Below are 17333 nucleotides of genomic sequence, written 5' to 3'. Positions count from 1 at the left end.
TATTGATGATTTTCACCACTTATTAGTCTGTTACTTAGGGTAAAAATTAACCGAGCCAGTAATTAACTAGCTTATAAGTAATCTCTTACTCAGACTCGATCTTTTTATAGCCTGATATGACCGTTTTTAGAGTAAGGCTCTTAACTGATTAAGCGCATCTACCGAGAAACCTTGATCATAAAAGTAAATCACTTTTCCCTGTGCGTCTAACAGCACTACTCGGGTGTTGTTTGGGTTTTCATTGCCAGTAAAGGCTTGTACTTGGTCGCCATCCTGGTAAACAGTCACCACCCCTTTCCAAAGTGGCTTAGGAATACCCGCGCGCATGCCATTATCAATAAAAGTACTGAACATTCTAGGGAACAATCCTTGTATTGTCGGCACTTCATATACAGCAACTTGAGTCTGGGTCATGTCTAAGCCAATCAACCAGCGATCAATATCAAATTGTGAGTTTTGTTTATAGCCAATTAATAATAATGCCACCTTACCTTTTAAATCGTCAGGTAAGGCCATCGGCTGCTGTTCAAGAGTTTGCCCCGTTACTGACGGAAAAACCTGTCCTGTAATGGCTTGATTAGGGTAGCTGGTGCTGCAGGCCGTTAATAACGTCGCCATCGCAATAACCATAAATAAACGCATTTTTAATCCTTGTTATTAAGTTCTATATACAGTTATACGCGCCCCAAATGTAAATGGTCTATACAAAATGATTAATAATTTACGCATAATTTGCTACAGTCACGCCAACTTTTGTATAAGGGGTATTGTTTTGTTTAAAGAACGCTTTAAGGATGTCAGTATCAAAGGCGATTTGTTTGGCGGTGTTACCACGGCAATCATTTCATTACCCTTGGCTCTTGCGTTTGGTGTCGCATCAGGCGCTGGTGCCGAAGCAGGTTTATGGGGCGCTATTCTTGTTGGTTTTTTTGCCGCGTTATTTGGCGGTTCATCAACCTTAATCTCTGAACCTACCGGTCCTATGACTGTGATTATGACCGCCATTTTAACCACCATGGTGGCTAAGTATCCTGAATCTGGTATCGCTATCTCATTCACGATAGTCATGATGGCAGGTGGCTTTCAATTTTTAATCGGCAGCTTAAAACTAGGCAAATATGTCACCTTAATGCCGTATAGCGTTATTTCTGGTTTTATGTCGGGCATTGGCGTGATTTTGATTATATTACAGCTCTCGCCTTTACTGGGTCATGCTGCGCCCACAGGTGGCGTTATAGGCACCTTATCTGCACTGCCAAATACCCTAGCAAACATCAAGTTTAGCGAGCTGTTTCTTGGTTTGTTAACCCTAATAACATTGTTCATGTTCCCTAAACGATATCGTAAATATGTGCCTGCGCAGCTTGTTGCCCTAGTAGGGGTCACCTTATTATCGATGATGTTCTTTGACACCGACAGTATTCGCCGCATTGGTGAAATTCCAGCAGGCTTACCTTCTCTGGTTATTCCTCACATTAACGCTGATATCTTTGTCACCATGATCATCGACGCCTTAGTGCTAGGTACCCTTGGCTGTATTGACACCCTACTGACCGCAGTTATCGGCGATTCATTAACCCGTAAAGAGCACGATTCAGACAAAGAATTACGTGGCCAAGGTTTAGCCAATATGATTTCAGGCTTGTTTGGCGCGCTTCCTGGTGCGGGAGCCACTATGGGCACGGTAACCAATATTCAAGTAGGTGCCCAATCACCGCTATCAGGTATCACCCGAGCGGTAATACTGGCATTAGTGGTACTGGTGGCCGGTGGTTTGACCGAGCCTATCCCGATGGCGGTATTAGCCGGGATTGCGGTTTATGTTGGTTTTAATATTCTTGACTGGAGTTTCATTCAACGCGCCCACAAAGTCAGTATGCAAAGCATGACTATTATGTATGGGGTGATGTTATTAACCGTATTTGTCGATTTAATTGTAGCAGTAGGACTTGGGGTCTTTATTTCTAACATCCTCATTATTGAACGCTTAAGCCGAGAACAAGCACGTCAGGTTAAAGCCATCAGTGATGCAGATCAAAACGATGTTCCGCTGACACAAAGTGAGCGCGGCTTACTTGACCAGGCAAATGGTAAAGTGTTGTTTTTCTACTTATCAGGTCCAATGATTTTTAGCGTATCAAAAGCGATTTCACGTCAACACGCCAGTATTGCCGAATATGAAGCAATGATCCTCGACCTAACTGATGTGCCTATGATTGATGTTACCGTTGGCTTAGCGCTTGAAAATGCGATTAAAGATGCACTAGAGGCTAATTGTGAAGTGTTTTTACTGTGCCCAAATCAACAAACACGAGAGCAACTTGGCAAGTTTCAAGCTATCGACTCACTACCGAAAGAAAATACCTTCTTATTTCGCTATGAAGCGCTTCAAGCTGCGCTAAAACATGTTAAGAAACAGGATTAAACTTAGGGCATCAAACTAGTGATCGTTAGCTTGATGCCTATATTTAGCGTCTACAACAATATTGTGTGAGGATAGTTATTACGTCCTGCTATTATCAGATATCATTATAACAAGATTTAAGTTAACCTAATGAAATAGCTAGCTTATTTCCTTTTCAACTCGCTATTATGGCAGATTAGTTGACGTATCTACATCATCAAACAATGCTTATTAAGGGAATATTGCCATGGAAAGAGGCACGTTAGTTCGTTGGAATAAAGATAAAGGCTTTGGGTTTATCAAACCAGAAACAAGCAGTGATGTAGATGTGTTTATTCATATTACCACGCTCAAGCACATGGCCAGAAAACCCCTTATTGGCGATGAGATCCTATTTCATCGTGAGAACCAGCCCGACGGCAAAGTTAAAGCCGTAAAAGCCAGCATTGAAGGTGTTGCAGGTTCATCACAAGCAAAAGTCGCGGACACGCCATTAAGTGGTCCATTTAACCTGCCTTCCAATAATAAAACTCACCACTCGCTGCGCACTTCATCAAGCTCCGTCATTGGCAGAATCATTTTAGTGTTAATTGTGCTTAACTTAGCCATATACGGTTTCAACAAGTATCAAGAGTTCAACGCCACGCCCGTGATTACCAATGAAGATGTTGAACAAATGCAGTGGACTCCTACAGCACAACCAAGTTCAATCATCCCCAGCAATCAGTTCAGATGTGAAGCAGGCAAGACCCATTGTAGTCATATGCGATCTTGTGCAGAGGCCACCTTTTACACCCGTAATTGTCCAGGAACTGAAATGGATGGTGATGGCGACGGAGTTCCGTGCGAAAGACAATTCTGTGGTTAAAGGATACAGCTTTATTGATCCCTTGCTCTAGGTTATTGCAGATTAATTGTTATCGAGTTACAAATGGATTGTGGATAGATGATTCTGAAAACTAAACTGCTGCAAACTGCACAACTTTTTACAAAGTCCTATAAAACAAACCGTCTCACAAAACCAAAGCTATACCTCAACAAGTCTAAGCTCACAATTACAACATTCAGATGGCTTATTGGTTTGAAAATAAGATTATTAGCTAATTTTTCTGCTACCTTATCGCCCAGTTAATTAACGGATAGTCTAAAGGTAAAAATGAAGTATCTAATTCAAATAATTTTGGTTATTAATCTTTTAATGCTTGGCGGTTGTGCTTCACCGACAACTTATCAATCACAAGGTTTAACCGGTGGGTATTCTGATTCTAAATATGAAGACAAAGAGAACACTTATTATGTTCGATTTTCTGGCAACGGTAATACCTCACAGCGCAGGGCGAATGATTTTGCTTTACTAAGAGCGGCTGTGCTGGCAAGAAAAAACCTATCGCCTTATTTTGAAGTAATATACTTAAAAAATGTCATAAACCAGGGAAGTTCAGGTACTGCTGGCGTTTATACTTTTAAACCAGAGGTCGTGATCGAAGTTAAATTAATTAATGAATTTAACAATAAAGTCGATACATTCGATACTGAAAAGCTCATATCGCAGCTGACAACCCAATACTTAATAGATGAGTCAACACTGCAATAAATGACGTAGTTTCAATCAATTTAGCAATGTGGGGAATAGTAAGTCATATTCAACTTTGCCCCATATTCTATTCATATCTACTTTCTTAGCCACCCGTATAGACTCAACCGGCATGTTAAATGATGATTGTTACCAATAGCTTATTTAACCATTGTAAGAGCTAATACTCATCCCACTCAATCGATTACCTTACCAACTCTAGTTATTCACAAACCATAGTTATTCACATATCACGTATTGCAAGCTAGTAAGCCAATTTATGCTAAAATGCGCCCATCAGCTTTATAAATGTATTACCGCTCTCATTTGTCTAACTGAACCTAGAACAATGCTACCGTGAATAACTCAGAGGATACAAAATATGAGCAAGTTAAATGCCGAAGAGCGTAAAGCTCGAGATAACGATCGTTTTTCAAAACGTGTGGATGAGCGCAGAGTAAAGGGTGAAGATGTGGTGGCATATGCGCTTGCCAATGAAAAGGCATTTAAGTTTCTAACCAAAGATGAAAAACACAGCCTTAAACAAAGACAAGCTGCACTAGTAGAAGAAGTCAGCATTAAAAAACAGCAACAAACCGAGCTTAAAAACCAGCAAGAATTAGAAAAGGTTGAAGCGGCATTTACTGAAGAGTAAACCTTTTAAATGGCCATTATCATTAATGATGAATAATGGCCTATGTTCTAATAAGTCGATCTAATCACACCGCAAAAATCTCAACATTTACCCTGCGATACAATCACAAAAGTTAACAGGGATATTTCAGCTCGAAATTATTACCGCAATGACGCTAAAAAACCTTAACTATTTAATCTCTCGCTTAACACACACAAACAAGGCGTTGCCTGATTCCAAATCCCACGGGATGATTTTGTCGTAATCGTGTTCAAATATTTGCACCTCGAAATACGGACTTAACAAGGCTTCGATTTCAGTAAAACTGGTGGCCACCATCGCATGGGAGTCTTGCCATAACTGCGTTGCACCAGATTGAGTTTTGGCGATGCTTAAATTGAGTGCTTGCATCTCACCTACACCGCTGTAATGCCAACCCGATTCAAACACAAACTGGCTGCCGTCAAATTCCGCACTATGTTTCACTAACGCATTGTTATGGATTTTATGCTTATCAACTGAGTTAAAACAAAACAGGCCACCAGTATTTAATGCCTTATGTACGCTTGCAATGCAGGCTTTAAGCGCCTCGGTTCCCGGAGAATAATGAATGGAGTACAAAAAACAGGTGATCAGATCAAGTTTTTGTTCAACGTAAAACTCAGTCATATTTTGCAAACTAAACTGCGCTTCAGGACAACGACGCATGGCAATGTCGAGCATAGGTTGATTGATATCCAGGCCACTGCTTTGAAACCCTAAATCGATGAAATGCCTAACATGTGGCCCAGTGCCACAGGCCAAGTCTAAATGTTGTTTGCCGCTGTTACCCAAAAACTGATGTAAGCGCGCTACGCTATTAGTTTGTTGTTGGTAATTAATGTCACAGCACATCAAATCATAGTAACCGGACAAATCGGTATAGAGGGCATTGGTAGACATAAAATAGAATCGACGAGGTTGGTAAATTTAGGGTGGCGCATCATATATCAAATAGTGCGATTGAGAAATAACTAATCAATAAGCACTAACGACTCACCACTGAATAAGTTTCAATACCTTATGCTCTAGCACTACTCAATCCCACCTTTACTCAATCAGATCAGCCGAGATATAAGGTTTCTATCGCCTCTGGCAGCATGGGCTTGTGCAAATAAAAACCTTGGGCTAAATCGCATTTATAAGCCTTAACGTAATCAAGCATAAATTGGTCTTCCACCCCCTCTGCGATAACTTTTAAGCCTAGGTTATGCCCTATGTCGATAATAGTTTTAGCTATCGCTGCCGATGAGCTGCTGCTCTCAACATCTTGTAAGAATGCTTTATCTATTTTGAGATAATGCAACGGCAAAAATTGTAAGTAGCTAAATGATGAATAACCTTTGCCGAAATCATCAAGTGCAAAAGTAATCCCATATTGATTAAGCCGTAACATAATTTCTTTTACACTGAATTTATCTTCCATAAAAATCGATTCGGTTAATTCAATAATAAGATATTTACCCTCTAATTTATAATGGGTTAAGGTATCTATTAAATGTGTTATTAGCGCTTCATTTTGAAATTCTAAACAGCTTAGATTAATTGAAATAGCCAGCGCTGTAATGTTTGCATCTCGCCACTTAGCTAACTGTAAGCAGGCTTTAGAAATTACTAAGCAACCGATATCAATAATCAGCCCAGTTTGTTCTGCTATGGGAATAAAAACATCGGGTGGGATCACAACGCCATCTTGCTGCGTCCAACGGCATAACGCTTCAACACTAACCACTTTCATAGTGTTTAAATCAACTTTGGGTTGATAGACTAAATGTAAGCTCTGATCTTCGATGGCCTGGCGCAGCGCTTGCTCAACGGCAAGTTGAGTTAATGCCTCTTTTTCAAGTGCCTGACTGTAAAAATGAAAGCTGTTTTTACCCAGTGATTTTGACTCATACATAGCTAAATCTGCTTTACGGATCAGCGAGTTGGCATTGTCATCATCATTAGGGAATAGTGAAATCCCAATACTTGAGGTCACAATAAATTGACGAGAACCGATAGTAAAAGGCTGTTTAATCAATGCTAATAAATCTTGGCAAACCTGTTTTACCGTCATTTCTGACTCTATCTTTTCTAAAACAATAATAAACTCATCACCACCTTGGCGGGACAAAGTATCAAATTCTCGTAAGCGTGTCTGAAGTCGTCGAACCACTTCTTTTAGCAGCAAGTCACCTGCATCATGGCCTTCTGTATCGTTGATTTTTTTAAAGTCATCTAAATCTAAAAATAACACCGCTAACTTTTTATTTTCTCTTTTACTCGCCGCAATAGAATGGCTAATTCTATCCAATAATAATGCACGATTAGGTAAGCCTGTCAGTGCATCATGAAAAGCATGATATTCAATAGTAGCCTCGTACTGCTTTTGCACTGTCACATCGCGAAAGCACCACACTCGGCCATAAATTTGCTTCTCTTGTATCTGAGGTAAAGACCGGTAATCAAAGAAACGGTTATCGAGTAACTCTATAGTGCCAGTTAAATATTGAAATGGGTCATGTTGAAGACGATCAATAATAGATAACATATGTTGTTTATCTTTAATAATGCTAAGAAACTCTTCCCAATGCGATACAGGTTTAAAGCCTATATCGTCAAAAAAATCCTGCCCCATGGTATTAAATGATAATAGTTCGCCATTTAATCCATAAACAAACAAAATCTCACCGGTCGAATTAACCGTCGCATTTAATAAACCAATGGAGTGCTCAAGCTTATCTTGAACCAGTTTCATCTTTGCTAACTGGTCATTTAGTGTTTGGTTACGCTCGTTCAACTCGTTGGAAATAAGGAATAAAGAACGCTCTAACATTTTTACACTTTGCTCATTTTGAGCATAAGCATCTGATATTGAATTTAAAAAAATGTCATTTTTTGAAATAAACAATTCATCTTTTTGGTTACGTTTTAGCTGACGCAATAGCAATTTATGCATTGTTAATATCACTATGTCTCAGAAAATAATGTGACAGCCATAGTCTGATTATGTAAACCACACCGACCAATAGACTTAATAGGCGATATTTCACCATAGGAGTAAAATCCAGAAATAGTACACTGGCTGGGTAAGCCTTGCTTAATAATCTCCAACTCCTCTTCAACCCTTTGCTGTAAAACGAGTCTACGGCCGACACAACTAATTAAAATAGCCAACTCAGGCTGTACTCCCCCAAAGGAAGAGACAGCATCCTCTGCGGCAAGCTGTGCACCATCAAGTAAATCTTCATAATTAGAATGCATTAACTGACATGTCGCGCCTGTGGGCATATTACCTGCAAACAACATACTTTTTTGCAGTTCATCAATGGATAATATAGTGCGAACCACAGTTTCTTGCTCACCATCGAGTTGCAGTGCTAACGGATAGAGTAATGCAGAAGCAGGCAAGCCGGCAGAAAACTCACCCAAAAACTCTTTATATAAATCAAGCGCTGGCCGTCCATCGAGTTCAAAAAGCACATTGTCTGTCGACTGAGTAATCACCCGTTTAGGCCCAAATGGACGCCAGCCTCCTAGACTACCAAAACCAACAGATAACCTTTCACCATAAAGCCCTACCAGCACAATAAGTCCGCTTTCTATTTGCTGATTATGCCATACCGTGGTTTGACTAAAACGCTCACCATCACCGGCTAAGCCTCCCGTAGCCATGACACCTTTAGGCAGGTGCTGCTGTAAACCATCAACCAGTTCAGAGCCATTAACTAAATGACCATCAGAAATAACAAAAACATGTTTTAACCCATCAAAGCTTAATTGATCGATCAACTGCTTTGCTAATTCAGCACAATGTTCAAATTGATTTATCGAACTGCTGACAACTTGCACCTGTGTATGTTTAAAATCAATCGCTGTAACGCATACACTGTTGTCATATAGACAATCATCTTGAATTTCACCGCTAGTACTGCAGCCTACGATTTGCGCGTTTGGAAAAGCACTTGCTAGCTCACCATTAAGCTTGCTGTCTAACATAAGCTCAGGCGAACCAAATACCAACACCAAATTAATGGCTGCATTTTGCAGTAACGGTTTATCCCAATGGCCATTCTGATATATCGTTTTAAAAACGTGCATTTAGTCACATATCGATAAGAAGTTATAACTAAGTTGTAGCTTAAAACGCTACCGCAAGCAATAACCGCAAATAAATCGTGCTACACAAATGAGTCAGCTTGATAATAGTCACGCTAACACCCATGCACTTACACCGCCAAAAGGCAAAAAGCCCCGAAACTTTTAGTGTCGAGGATTTTTAGTATCAAACATCTGGATGATAAATCTAAATCAACTTAGCTAAGTAAGGCTGCGATTGACCCTGATTAGAAAATAAAACAAAAGTTTATAAATCTTTAAAGACCCAAATCTACACTCACCGACGCAAATTCAGACCGTCCTATAAATAACTAACGTACCCACAACATAAGCTCGTTAGCATCTATCACCGCAAGCTGCCTTTTAGTTAAGCTTCCTGCTGCGTCAAACAGTAATAATTCAGCTGGTCTAGCACCATGCTTAGCAATAAGCTGATCCCCTTCTGGAGTGCCCGCTCTGGCAAGAAGAAAGAAAAACGTTGTCGCCAAGATGAGCTCGGGCTTCATTCATCTGTTCAGTCTGGGTGGTACTCGAAACAAGGTTAGCATCATAGACAAATACTACCGAAGGCTTACCTGTACCGATTTGCTCGTGGGTGGTTTTAAACCCTTTGGGCATCACCATCAGTAATAGCCCAAGTAGCAAGACTATGGATGCAATAACACTTATCGCAACCCAAGGCATTTTACGTGGCATATTTGCAGTATGTGTATCCATGATAATAGATCTCGATTTTAAGAGGTTGAAATACATAGTTAAGTCACTCAGTTTAGCGACTCAACCTGAGGCCTAGATTAAAAATTACTACTAAATGTTGCTAACAGAAAGCATGACTCGTTAAAGACATAAGTACTGAGGTTATTACACTTACCGTTGAAATTTAGCCCTTAGATGATTATCTAATAGATAATAGTTATCTAATAGAAATAGTTAAATTTGCGTATCAAGACAGTGCTGAGTAAATTGGACAATCTTGCATAAAAACTGGCTAACTGCATTTTAGACAAAACTAGACTTTGTTCGACTCAATCATGCCTTATTTAAGCTGACGCACGCTATGCAAATATCCACTATTTCCCTATCAGCTTTAAATGAAGGAACTCAGAAGTGAAAATCTCTCGCCTCTATTTGAACATCATCATTTTAACATCATCACTTTAACATCATAGTAAACAAGGGCTCAATTGGGTGTTTCAAGTGTTAGACCATCATATTGAAAAGATGATTATTGATTCACTATTACTCACAAAAGAGGATGTAGGCATTTTAATCCGAAGACAGGTTAGTGTTTTGTAATCTTGCCTTAGCAAAATTTTTATCAATATTGAGGCTGACTGTTTTGATACTTGGACCACATGATGCAAGACCACATCATTCAAAGTAGATGAAAACTTAAATCAGGCTAAAAAAGTGGATGAAATATCGTAAAAGCGGGTTAGTCGCATGAGCCTGTAAATAATTTTTTGTAAAATGTAAACTAACAGCGACTATACAGAAACCTATCTATTTTCGTTTTTTTGCATTTTAAACAGGGTCATCAGTTGTGTGTTGAGCATAGTGATTTGCTGATCTAAGTTTTTTCGCTGCAACTCGGCTTCTTCCGAATTATCACCCATCAACTCCCTACGTTGTGCTTGAAGCTCTTTTATGTCTTCTTTTAACTTATCAATCTTCTTTTCTATTTCAGTGCGCGTATCGACCTTATAACCGTCAGCTGACTTCGAACCACCAGAAATAATTACATTTTTATCCATCGCCGAACCTAATTCCGCCGACACTTTTTTCTGCCCTTCATTTGAAATAGAGACCTTATCTTCAGTATTCGCTGGCTGAGCAAGCGATATACCCAGCGGCGTAATAGTAGGCTTTACTCGTAATTGCCGCTTTTGCAGATTATCTATTATTGAACTCGGTGAATTTAAGCCTGAAATATTCAATGGTTGCCCCTTCCAAAGCTGAATAATATTTATATCGACCTTGGCACTTAAACCTTGAAAAAACTAGAGATTGAACATTCTCAAAATAACGATAAATTCATTGAAAAAAGTATCGCATCCACTTGAGTTTAATACTAAAAGCCTACCGACTACATCAAGTAACTTATATTGTGAATATCAAACATTGAAACAGATTACTACAGCAATACTTACTCACGAGACGTCATCAAGCTTGTTACTATATGCAAGCACAGTTAAGGTTCATTATGTTATTATTCAAAAATAGTTAGCTCGATTGATTTCTAGCGTATTTTATCTGAAGGGTTAAGTTTTTTATGGAAAAAGTGTTTGAAAAACTGATGTATGCATCGCGCTGGATAATGGCGCCGATTTATCTGGGATTAAGCCTGGTTTTATTTGCTTTAGGCATAAAGTTCTTCCAGGAGATCTTTCATATCATACCCAATATCTTCAAAATGGCTGAAGTCGATTTAATACTGGTAACCCTATCACTGATCGATATTACGTTGGTCGGTGGTCTGCTCATCATGGTGATGTTTTCAGGCTACGAGAACTTCGTTTCACAGCTGGATGTCGGTGAAGACAGTGAAAAACTGAACTGGCTTGGCAAGATGGATTCAGGTTCGCTTAAAAACAAAGTGGCCGCGTCTATTGTGGCAATCTCATCTATTCACCTACTTAAAGTCTTTATGAATGCCGAAAATATCGAAAACGACAAAATCATGTGGTATCTACTCATCCACATCACTTTTGTGTTATCGGCTTTTGCTATGGGATATTTGGACAAAATTACCCGTACAAAATAGCAAAAGCAAAACGGGGTTAGAAAGTTTGTTCTGACCCCACATAATTCAAATTGCTCCGCTTGGTCAGCGTCCGCAGACACCCGACCAGACTTTAGCCAACAAGAACTCAATACAGTCAGCCAATTTCTTATTAACCAACACATCGACTCAAATATTCAGCAAGTTGACACTGCTCCGGCACAACTAAAGCAAATCCAACCTATATCAAATACGCCAGAGCTTAAACCAACGTTAGCGCCTATTAATGCTCTAGTTCAATCTACTGCCGCAATACTTGCACCAGTAGCGGTTGTCGCATTAGCGCCAGACCAACACCCGATACTAAGCTGTAAATATTGCGGTGAATCAACACAATACACCCCAATGCATGGCAAGTTCGGTTATTACATAAACTGCAACCAGTGCAGTAAAAACACACCAATGAAACAAAATTGCCCACAATGTATGAGTAAAAATACCAAAGTCACTAAGCGCAAAGAAACCTACACATTGAATTGTGTGGATTGTGGGTTTGAAAAGCAGATTATTTAGATGGTAAAAAAGTTTACTCTGACCCTGAGGGATCACCCACGAAGTTAAAAAGTCCTCAACAAAAAAGCCTCAATTTCGTTAGGTATAGAGGCTTTTAATATTTGTCTTAGTCATTCAGATTTAACGATACATACACCGTTAAATCTCTTTTTTTACTTAGGCACTTTGGTTGTATATGACTGGTCCATCCAAGACATTGTTGGGTAACGAACGGTATTATCATTGGCATCATTATGGAAATTTTTGTATGTATCAATGTCAAAGCGACCTACATGATCAAGTTTTGATACCGGAATAACTTCAATGAAATCATCTAGCGCTGCGCCAACCCCACTCTTAGGCTCACCATCGTCATCTAATTGATTTTCATAGTAGACATAATAGTTAGTCGTGAATTTAACAGTGAGTGAATCTTTATCTCTATACCCACTTAAAATAGGCAAAATACTAAAATGCTCAACTTCACCGCATTCAATAGGGATTTCATGAACAATTCCGACATACACCTTACGACTACTTAATGTGATTAGCACTGTTTGAAATTTTGTACCACATTCGGCCAAAAATTTTTCTAGGGCTCCGCTATCTCTATCACGAATGCGTTGTAGCGACTTTCGGTTATCTCTACAAGTGTTATCGAAAAAAGCCCCAACAAAAGAAATAGGAATTGTAAAAAATGATCCAATGAGCACCTTAAGACTCGTATATTCATTGGCAGTAAAGGAGGAGGTATTATGAATCAAATTTTCGACTGACCAACCTAGCGCGGCTAAAATGGAACTTGGTACATCGAGAATATCTAATAAAATCGCTAAAATAATCCCTATTCCACAAAATAAGATACCATAAGCACCACACCGAAAATAGTAACGGTGCCCATCTTCTCTACGTGTTATTAAGCGCTGATGTTTTGAGCGAGCAACAAAGATGTAACCAGATATAAGAATGAATGCGACAGCAAATGCACCCATAAAGGCCTCCTGCCTATGCCATTACAGCAAAATCCTTGAATCGGTTAATTTTAGACATGACATGACGTCGAGTAGTTTTATCTTTTAGATCTAAACTGAACTCGCCATTCTCATTAAACTGCTGAGTTTTTACATCAGACGAGGAAGTTTTTTTTGGCTTTTGATGTGTATCATTCATAATCTTACCTCCGTCAAAAGACTGCATCTATTGAGTTAACTTTACACAATTATAGTCTGCTATCAATATAAATATTAAAAACTGCGACTTTATACACCCATGCAGCCATGGGCGCAAATTTGTTTTCACTAATAAATGCCCATTTTGTAGGCACACTCATATGGTAATAGTTCGTCGACACGTTACACCCTCTTCTGATGACTTGAACATCACATCTGATGTCCAAGGACTCACAAATATCACGATGACATGGGTTATGAGTTATGGGTTAATGATGTTCCAAACATGATTCTAACCTTTCCCATATCCATCTCATGGTTAAGCTGAATAGTTCACTTTTTCACCATCAGTATAATCTTTGAATTCAAGACTTATACAGCAGGGCGAGATCGCGAACGTTTATTGAACAATATTAGATCGCTTAACGAGCTCCCGTAATTCGTTAAATCTTCATAGCTAGGATGGTTTACTGTTCTTTTGCTTGCTGGTCAAACGAAGAGTTCAAAAAGTAAGCGCTCATGCGGTTGCCCTGGCTTATACACAAGATTTATCAATGCTTGAGGCAGTTAAAAGAGCTAAGCGAACCCTGACTAATGATTCATGACAATCTGTTCCAATTACTCTAGTATACTCATGCATTATTTAAATCCACACGTCATTTAGTAAAGGTTCAATCCCGAAATTATGTTTATTAGAGGACAGTTTTTGTGAGTAGCACTATCGGTAACAAAGTTGCTAGAGATGACTATCCGACTCCAATCAATGCCGTTGAAGCTTTATTAGGTCAATTATCGTTGAGACCAAGCGATAAATTTTTAGAACCTTGTCGAGGAACTAAAAATATATTTGATAGGATCACTTTGCCAGATAAACAAAAATTTTGGGCAGAGATACAAGAAGGAGTTGACTATTTAAGCACCGACTTTAGCCAGCAGGATGTTATTATTACAAACCCGCCTTTTAGCCTAACTATTGAATTTCTCAAAAAGTCGCTATCTGAATTAGCAATAGATGGTACGCTTGCCTATTTGCAAAGAGTTAATTTTTTAGGTTCTAAATGTAGAGTAGATTTTTGGGCAGAAATAGGATTCCCGAATAAAACTCCAATTATTATCCCTAGACCTAGATTCATCAACGGAGGCTCAGATAGTTGTGAATATATGTGGATGATATGGGATAAAGGAGACCGTTTTTCAAATATACCAAATGGTATAAGCCATCTTATCAGTAAGTAAACATTATTAACTAAGAGTTCATAATGCTTACTTATGCATATTAACAACTGATGTACTTCGCATAGCCGAGAACTAGATAGCTACACTAAATGACTGCATAAAGTACCTCGTGCATATGCACTCGAAGATACCCCTCTTGCTAAACTTCTGCATTCTTTACAATAACTTTGATGCCCATGTGGGTTCCTAGCCGTCACACGTGCAGGGGTATTTCCAAAATCAGATGGGTATCGATGAAATACATGCTCAAAGCCGTGTGCCTCAGTACAATGGGGGCAAGATTTATATCTCTCTCCCGTATTTTCATCTATTTTTTGAACCATACCGCTATTTAATTGACCTTGGCAACAAGTGCATGACATACAAACTTCCTTTTAAGTAGATTAACCCTGAGAAACCAAAAGAACATTACAATGAAAATACTATAGAAACAATAATATAATCGACATCTATTTTTTTGACAATTTAGCCTATATAGAAATAGAGAAATTTCATTGATAGAGTTAGAGTAAATTAATTTTTAAATGACCCAAGTAACTAATAACAAAAAGCCCCGATACTGTTAAGTATCGGGGCCTTCTCTTTTCTTTTACAAGAAGTTTGGCTTTAAGCTTTTAGGCTTTAGACCAGCATACAATGCATCTAACGCAGGAAAAATCAGCTTAGAGCAAGGCTTTTTGTCACGAAGCGTAGTGTTTTTCTACGTGAGTGGCAAAGTAACGTCGCTATAACTGATTTTAACCAGTTAGATTACATCATGCCGCCCATACCACCCATACCACCCATTCCGCCCATATCTGGCGCAGAATCTTGTGGTACTTCAGCTATCATCGCTTCTGTTGTGATCATCAAACCAGCAATAGATGCAGCGAACTGTAATGCACTACGAGTCACTTTAGTTGGGTCTAGGATACCCATTTCTAACATGTCACCGTAAGTGTCGTTGCCAGCGTTGTAACCGAAGTTACCTGTGCCGTTTTTAACAGTGTTAGCGACAACTGATGCTTCTTGACCAGCGTTAGTTGCGATTTGACGTAAAGGCGCTTCCATAGCACGTAGTGCGATTACCACACCGTGTTTTTGGTCTTCGTTCAATACTTCAACATCTTTAATTTTGCTTGCTACGCGAACAAGGGCTACACCGCCGCCTGCTACTACGCCTTCTTCTACCGCTGCGCGAGTTGCATGTAATGCATCTTCAACACGGGCTTTTTTCTCTTTCATTTCAACTTCTGTTGCTGCGCCAACTTTAATTACTGCAACACCGCCAGCTAATTTAGCCATACGCTCTTGAAGTTTTTCTTTGTCGTAGTCTGAAGTTGATTCTTCAATTTGTTGTTTGATTTGGCTTACACGGCCAGCAATTTGCGTTTGATCGCCATTACCATCGATAATGGTAGTGTTATCTTTAGTGATGATAACGCGCTTAGCTGTACCTAAATCTTCTAGGGTCGCTTTTTCAAGCTCTAGACCGATTTCTTCTGCGATAACTGTACCGCCAGTTAGAATGGCTACGTCTTGTAACATTGCTTTACGACGGTCGCCAAAACCAGGTGCTTTAACAGCAGCCACTTTAACGATGCCACGCATGTTGTTTACCACTAATGTGGCTAATGCTTCGCCTTCAACGTCTTCTGCAACCATTAATAATGGCTTACCGGTTTTAGCTAGACCTTCAAGAATTGGCAATAATTCACGGATGTTAGACACTTTTTTGTCTACTAACAAAATATATGGGCTGTCTAATTCAACGCTGCCAGTTTCTGGCTTGTTGATGAAGTATGGTGATAAGTAACCACGGTCAAACTGCATACCTTCAACAACGTCTAATTCGTTTTCAAGCGCTTGGCCTTCTTCAACCGTAATAACGCCTTCTTTACCGACTTTCTCCATTGCAGTTGCAATGATGTCGCCGATTGACTCGTCAGAGTTAGCAGAGATAGTACCAACTTGAGCAATCGCTTTAGTGTCTGAACATTCTTGAGAAAGTAGTTTAAGCTCAGAAACGGCTGCAATAACCGCTTTGTCGATACCGCGCTTAAGATCCATTGGGTTCATACCCGCTGCAACGGCTTTTAGGCCTTCAACAACAATTGCCTGTGCTAATACTGTTGCTGTAGTGGTACCGTCACCGGCTGCATCATTGGCTTTAGAAGCAACTTCTTTAACCATTTGCGCGCCCATGTTTTCGAACTTATCTGTTAGTTCGATTTCTTTTGCCACTGACACACCATCTTTGGTGATCACTGGTGAGCCAAAGCTTTTATCTAAAACAACGTTACGACCTTTAGGGCCTAAGGTTACTTTAACTGCGTTAGCTAAAATGTTAACGCCTGCAAGCATTTTTACGCGTGCATCGTTACCAAATAATACTTCTTTTGCTGCCATGTTCTGATGTTCCTTTAAATGAGTTTTGAAGTAGAAAGTCTAATAATACTGGAGGCTTAGCCTACAACAGCCATTAGATCTGCTTCTGACAGGATTAACACTTCTTCACCGTCAATTTTTTCTTTTTTAACGCCATAACCTTCATTGAAGATCACAACATCACCCACTTTAACGTCAAGCGGAGTCACTGTGCCATTTTCTGAGATACGACCGTTGCCTACAGCAAGGATTTTACCGCGAGTTGACTTTTCAGCAGCGCTACCGGTAAGCACGATGCCACCTGCAGATTTAGATTCAACTTCTAAACGTTTAACGATAACACGGTCATGTAATGGACGAATATTCATCTATGAACTCTCCTAATGATTTTATGCCCAATATCGAGGCGGTTTTGATGGAAAAGGCTTTTACCCTTTGATGGTTGATATATGGGGGTGATCCATCACACTTCCAAGGGCTAACAATAAAAAAACTACAGAATTTTTAAGTCTGTTTTATTAAAGCTATGCAAACCC

General features: G+C 39.5%; 16 protein-coding genes. 6 read left to right on the top strand and 10 right to left on the bottom strand.

The features are described 5' to 3' along the window. Positions 1 to 126 precede the first annotated feature (126 nt). A complete protein-coding gene (locus tag ACRWQN_RS03390; RefSeq protein ID WP_226411613.1) occupies positions 127 to 642 on the bottom strand; it encodes a hypothetical protein in 516 nt (171 codons plus the stop codon). 67 nt (positions 643 to 709) lie between these two features. Between ACRWQN_RS03390 and ACRWQN_RS03385 the strand changes: the two genes are divergently transcribed. The 4 genes from ACRWQN_RS03385 to ACRWQN_RS03370 all read left to right on the top strand — a co-directional run bounded on the left by ACRWQN_RS03385 (position 710) and on the right by ACRWQN_RS03370 (position 4632). Continuing rightward, complete coding sequence (locus tag ACRWQN_RS03385) at positions 710 to 2425, top strand: SulP family inorganic anion transporter (RefSeq protein ID WP_434939773.1); 1716 nt, start codon at positions 710 to 712, stop codon at positions 2423 to 2425. Positions 2426 to 2651: 226 nt separating this feature from the next. Beyond that, positions 2652 to 3272: an excalibur calcium-binding domain-containing protein gene (locus ACRWQN_RS03380; protein WP_434939772.1), complete on the top strand. Its 621-nt coding sequence runs from the start codon at positions 2652 to 2654 to the stop codon at positions 3270 to 3272. 288 nt (positions 3273 to 3560) lie between these two features. Further along, complete coding sequence (locus ACRWQN_RS03375) at positions 3561 to 3998, top strand: CC0125/CC1285 family lipoprotein (RefSeq protein WP_434939771.1); 438 nt, start codon at positions 3561 to 3563, stop codon at positions 3996 to 3998. A 361-nt stretch (positions 3999 to 4359) separates the two neighbouring features. After that, positions 4360 to 4632: a DNA polymerase III subunit epsilon gene (locus ACRWQN_RS03370; RefSeq protein ID WP_434927998.1), complete on the top strand. Its 273-nt coding sequence runs from the start codon at positions 4360 to 4362 to the stop codon at positions 4630 to 4632. A 168-nt stretch (positions 4633 to 4800) separates the two neighbouring features. On the opposite strand, the gene ACRWQN_RS03365 is transcribed toward ACRWQN_RS03370, so the two are convergent. From ACRWQN_RS03365 to ACRWQN_RS03345, 5 genes are all read right to left on the bottom strand, one after another. Then, positions 4801 to 5553 (bottom strand): class I SAM-dependent DNA methyltransferase, encoded by a 753-nt coding sequence (locus ACRWQN_RS03365; protein ID WP_434939770.1) that lies wholly within the window; start codon positions 5551 to 5553, stop codon positions 4801 to 4803. 160 nt (positions 5554 to 5713) lie between these two features. Further along, the gene (locus ACRWQN_RS03360; protein ID WP_434939769.1) at positions 5714 to 7591 is read right to left on the bottom strand and encodes a putative bifunctional diguanylate cyclase/phosphodiesterase; all 1878 of its coding nucleotides are present in this window, start codon (positions 7589 to 7591) and stop codon (positions 5714 to 5716) included. A gap of 11 nt (positions 7592 to 7602) precedes the next feature. Further along, the gene (locus tag ACRWQN_RS03355) at positions 7603 to 8733 is read right to left on the bottom strand and encodes an FIST signal transduction protein (protein ID WP_434939768.1); all 1131 of its coding nucleotides are present in this window, start codon (positions 8731 to 8733) and stop codon (positions 7603 to 7605) included. Positions 8734 to 9062: 329 nt separating this feature from the next. Continuing rightward, a complete protein-coding gene (locus ACRWQN_RS03350; RefSeq protein WP_434939767.1) occupies positions 9063 to 9257 on the bottom strand; it encodes a hypothetical protein in 195 nt (64 codons plus the stop codon). 993 nt (positions 9258 to 10250) lie between these two features. Continuing rightward, a complete protein-coding gene (locus ACRWQN_RS03345; protein WP_434939766.1) occupies positions 10251 to 10688 on the bottom strand; it encodes a hypothetical protein in 438 nt (145 codons plus the stop codon). Positions 10689 to 11023: 335 nt separating this feature from the next. Between ACRWQN_RS03345 and ACRWQN_RS03340 the strand changes: the two genes are divergently transcribed. Beyond that, positions 11024 to 11515, top strand: coding sequence for a TIGR00645 family protein (locus ACRWQN_RS03340; protein WP_226411640.1), 492 nt, complete (start codon positions 11024 to 11026; stop codon positions 11513 to 11515). A 683-nt stretch (positions 11516 to 12198) separates the two neighbouring features. On the opposite strand, the gene ACRWQN_RS03335 is transcribed toward ACRWQN_RS03340, so the two are convergent. Next, positions 12199 to 13017 (bottom strand): hypothetical protein, encoded by an 819-nt coding sequence (locus tag ACRWQN_RS03335; protein ID WP_434939765.1) that lies wholly within the window; start codon positions 13015 to 13017, stop codon positions 12199 to 12201. Positions 13018 to 13030: 13 nt separating this feature from the next. Continuing rightward, complete coding sequence (locus ACRWQN_RS03330) at positions 13031 to 13195, bottom strand: hypothetical protein (RefSeq protein WP_434939764.1); 165 nt, start codon at positions 13193 to 13195, stop codon at positions 13031 to 13033. A gap of 707 nt (positions 13196 to 13902) precedes the next feature. Between ACRWQN_RS03330 and ACRWQN_RS03325 the strand changes: the two genes are divergently transcribed. Beyond that, on the top strand, positions 13903 to 14430 hold the full coding sequence (locus ACRWQN_RS03325) for a DNA methyltransferase (RefSeq protein WP_434939763.1): 528 nt from the start codon (positions 13903 to 13905) through the stop codon (positions 14428 to 14430). A 750-nt stretch (positions 14431 to 15180) separates the two neighbouring features. Here the strand turns inward: ACRWQN_RS03325 and groL are convergent. After that, positions 15181 to 16818: a chaperonin GroEL gene (gene groL / locus ACRWQN_RS03320; protein ID WP_434939762.1), complete on the bottom strand. Its 1638-nt coding sequence runs from the start codon at positions 16816 to 16818 to the stop codon at positions 15181 to 15183. Between the two features lie 56 nt (positions 16819 to 16874). Beyond that, on the bottom strand, positions 16875 to 17165 hold the full coding sequence (locus tag ACRWQN_RS03315; RefSeq protein WP_011639076.1) for a co-chaperone GroES: 291 nt from the start codon (positions 17163 to 17165) through the stop codon (positions 16875 to 16877). Between the last annotated feature and the right edge of the window lie 168 nt (positions 17166 to 17333).

Source organism: Shewanella sp. HL-SH8 (genome assembly GCF_051165765.1).
In the GTDB taxonomy this organism is placed as follows: domain Bacteria; phylum Pseudomonadota; class Gammaproteobacteria; order Enterobacterales; family Shewanellaceae; genus Shewanella; species Shewanella glacialimarina.
Note: the sequence above shows the minus strand (reverse complement) of the source record. Positions and strands in the feature narration are given on the sequence as shown.

Excerpts from the sequence above, each read along its gene's own strand:
- ACRWQN_RS03390 (WP_226411613.1), bottom strand. The coding sequence starts at position 642 with ATGCGTTTATTTATGGTTATTGCGATGGCGACGTTATTAACGGCCTGC.
- ACRWQN_RS03385 (WP_434939773.1), top strand. The coding sequence starts at position 710 with ATGATTAATAATTTACGCATAATTTGCTACAGTCACGCCAACTTTTGT.
- ACRWQN_RS03380 (WP_434939772.1), top strand. The coding sequence starts at position 2,652 with ATGGAAAGAGGCACGTTAGTTCGTTGGAATAAAGATAAAGGCTTTGGG.
- ACRWQN_RS03375 (WP_434939771.1), top strand. The coding sequence starts at position 3,561 with ATGAAGTATCTAATTCAAATAATTTTGGTTATTAATCTTTTAATGCTT.
- ACRWQN_RS03370 (WP_434927998.1), top strand. The coding sequence starts at position 4,360 with ATGAGCAAGTTAAATGCCGAAGAGCGTAAAGCTCGAGATAACGATCGT.
- ACRWQN_RS03365 (WP_434939770.1), bottom strand. The coding sequence starts at position 5,553 with ATGTCTACCAATGCCCTCTATACCGATTTGTCCGGTTACTATGATTTG.
- ACRWQN_RS03360 (WP_434939769.1), bottom strand. The coding sequence starts at position 7,591 with ATGCATAAATTGCTATTGCGTCAGCTAAAACGTAACCAAAAAGATGAA.
- ACRWQN_RS03355 (WP_434939768.1), bottom strand. The coding sequence starts at position 8,733 with ATGCACGTTTTTAAAACGATATATCAGAATGGCCATTGGGATAAACCG.
- ACRWQN_RS03350 (WP_434939767.1), bottom strand. The coding sequence starts at position 9,257 with ATGAAGCCCGAGCTCATCTTGGCGACAACGTTTTTCTTTCTTCTTGCC.
- ACRWQN_RS03340 (WP_226411640.1), top strand. The coding sequence starts at position 11,024 with ATGGAAAAAGTGTTTGAAAAACTGATGTATGCATCGCGCTGGATAATG.
- ACRWQN_RS03335 (WP_434939765.1), bottom strand. The coding sequence starts at position 13,017 with ATGGGTGCATTTGCTGTCGCATTCATTCTTATATCTGGTTACATCTTT.
- ACRWQN_RS03330 (WP_434939764.1), bottom strand. The coding sequence starts at position 13,195 with ATGAATGATACACATCAAAAGCCAAAAAAAACTTCCTCGTCTGATGTA.
- groL (WP_434939762.1), bottom strand. The coding sequence starts at position 16,818 with ATGGCAGCAAAAGAAGTATTATTTGGTAACGATGCACGCGTAAAAATG.
- ACRWQN_RS03315 (WP_011639076.1), bottom strand. The coding sequence starts at position 17,165 with ATGAATATTCGTCCATTACATGACCGTGTTATCGTTAAACGTTTAGAA.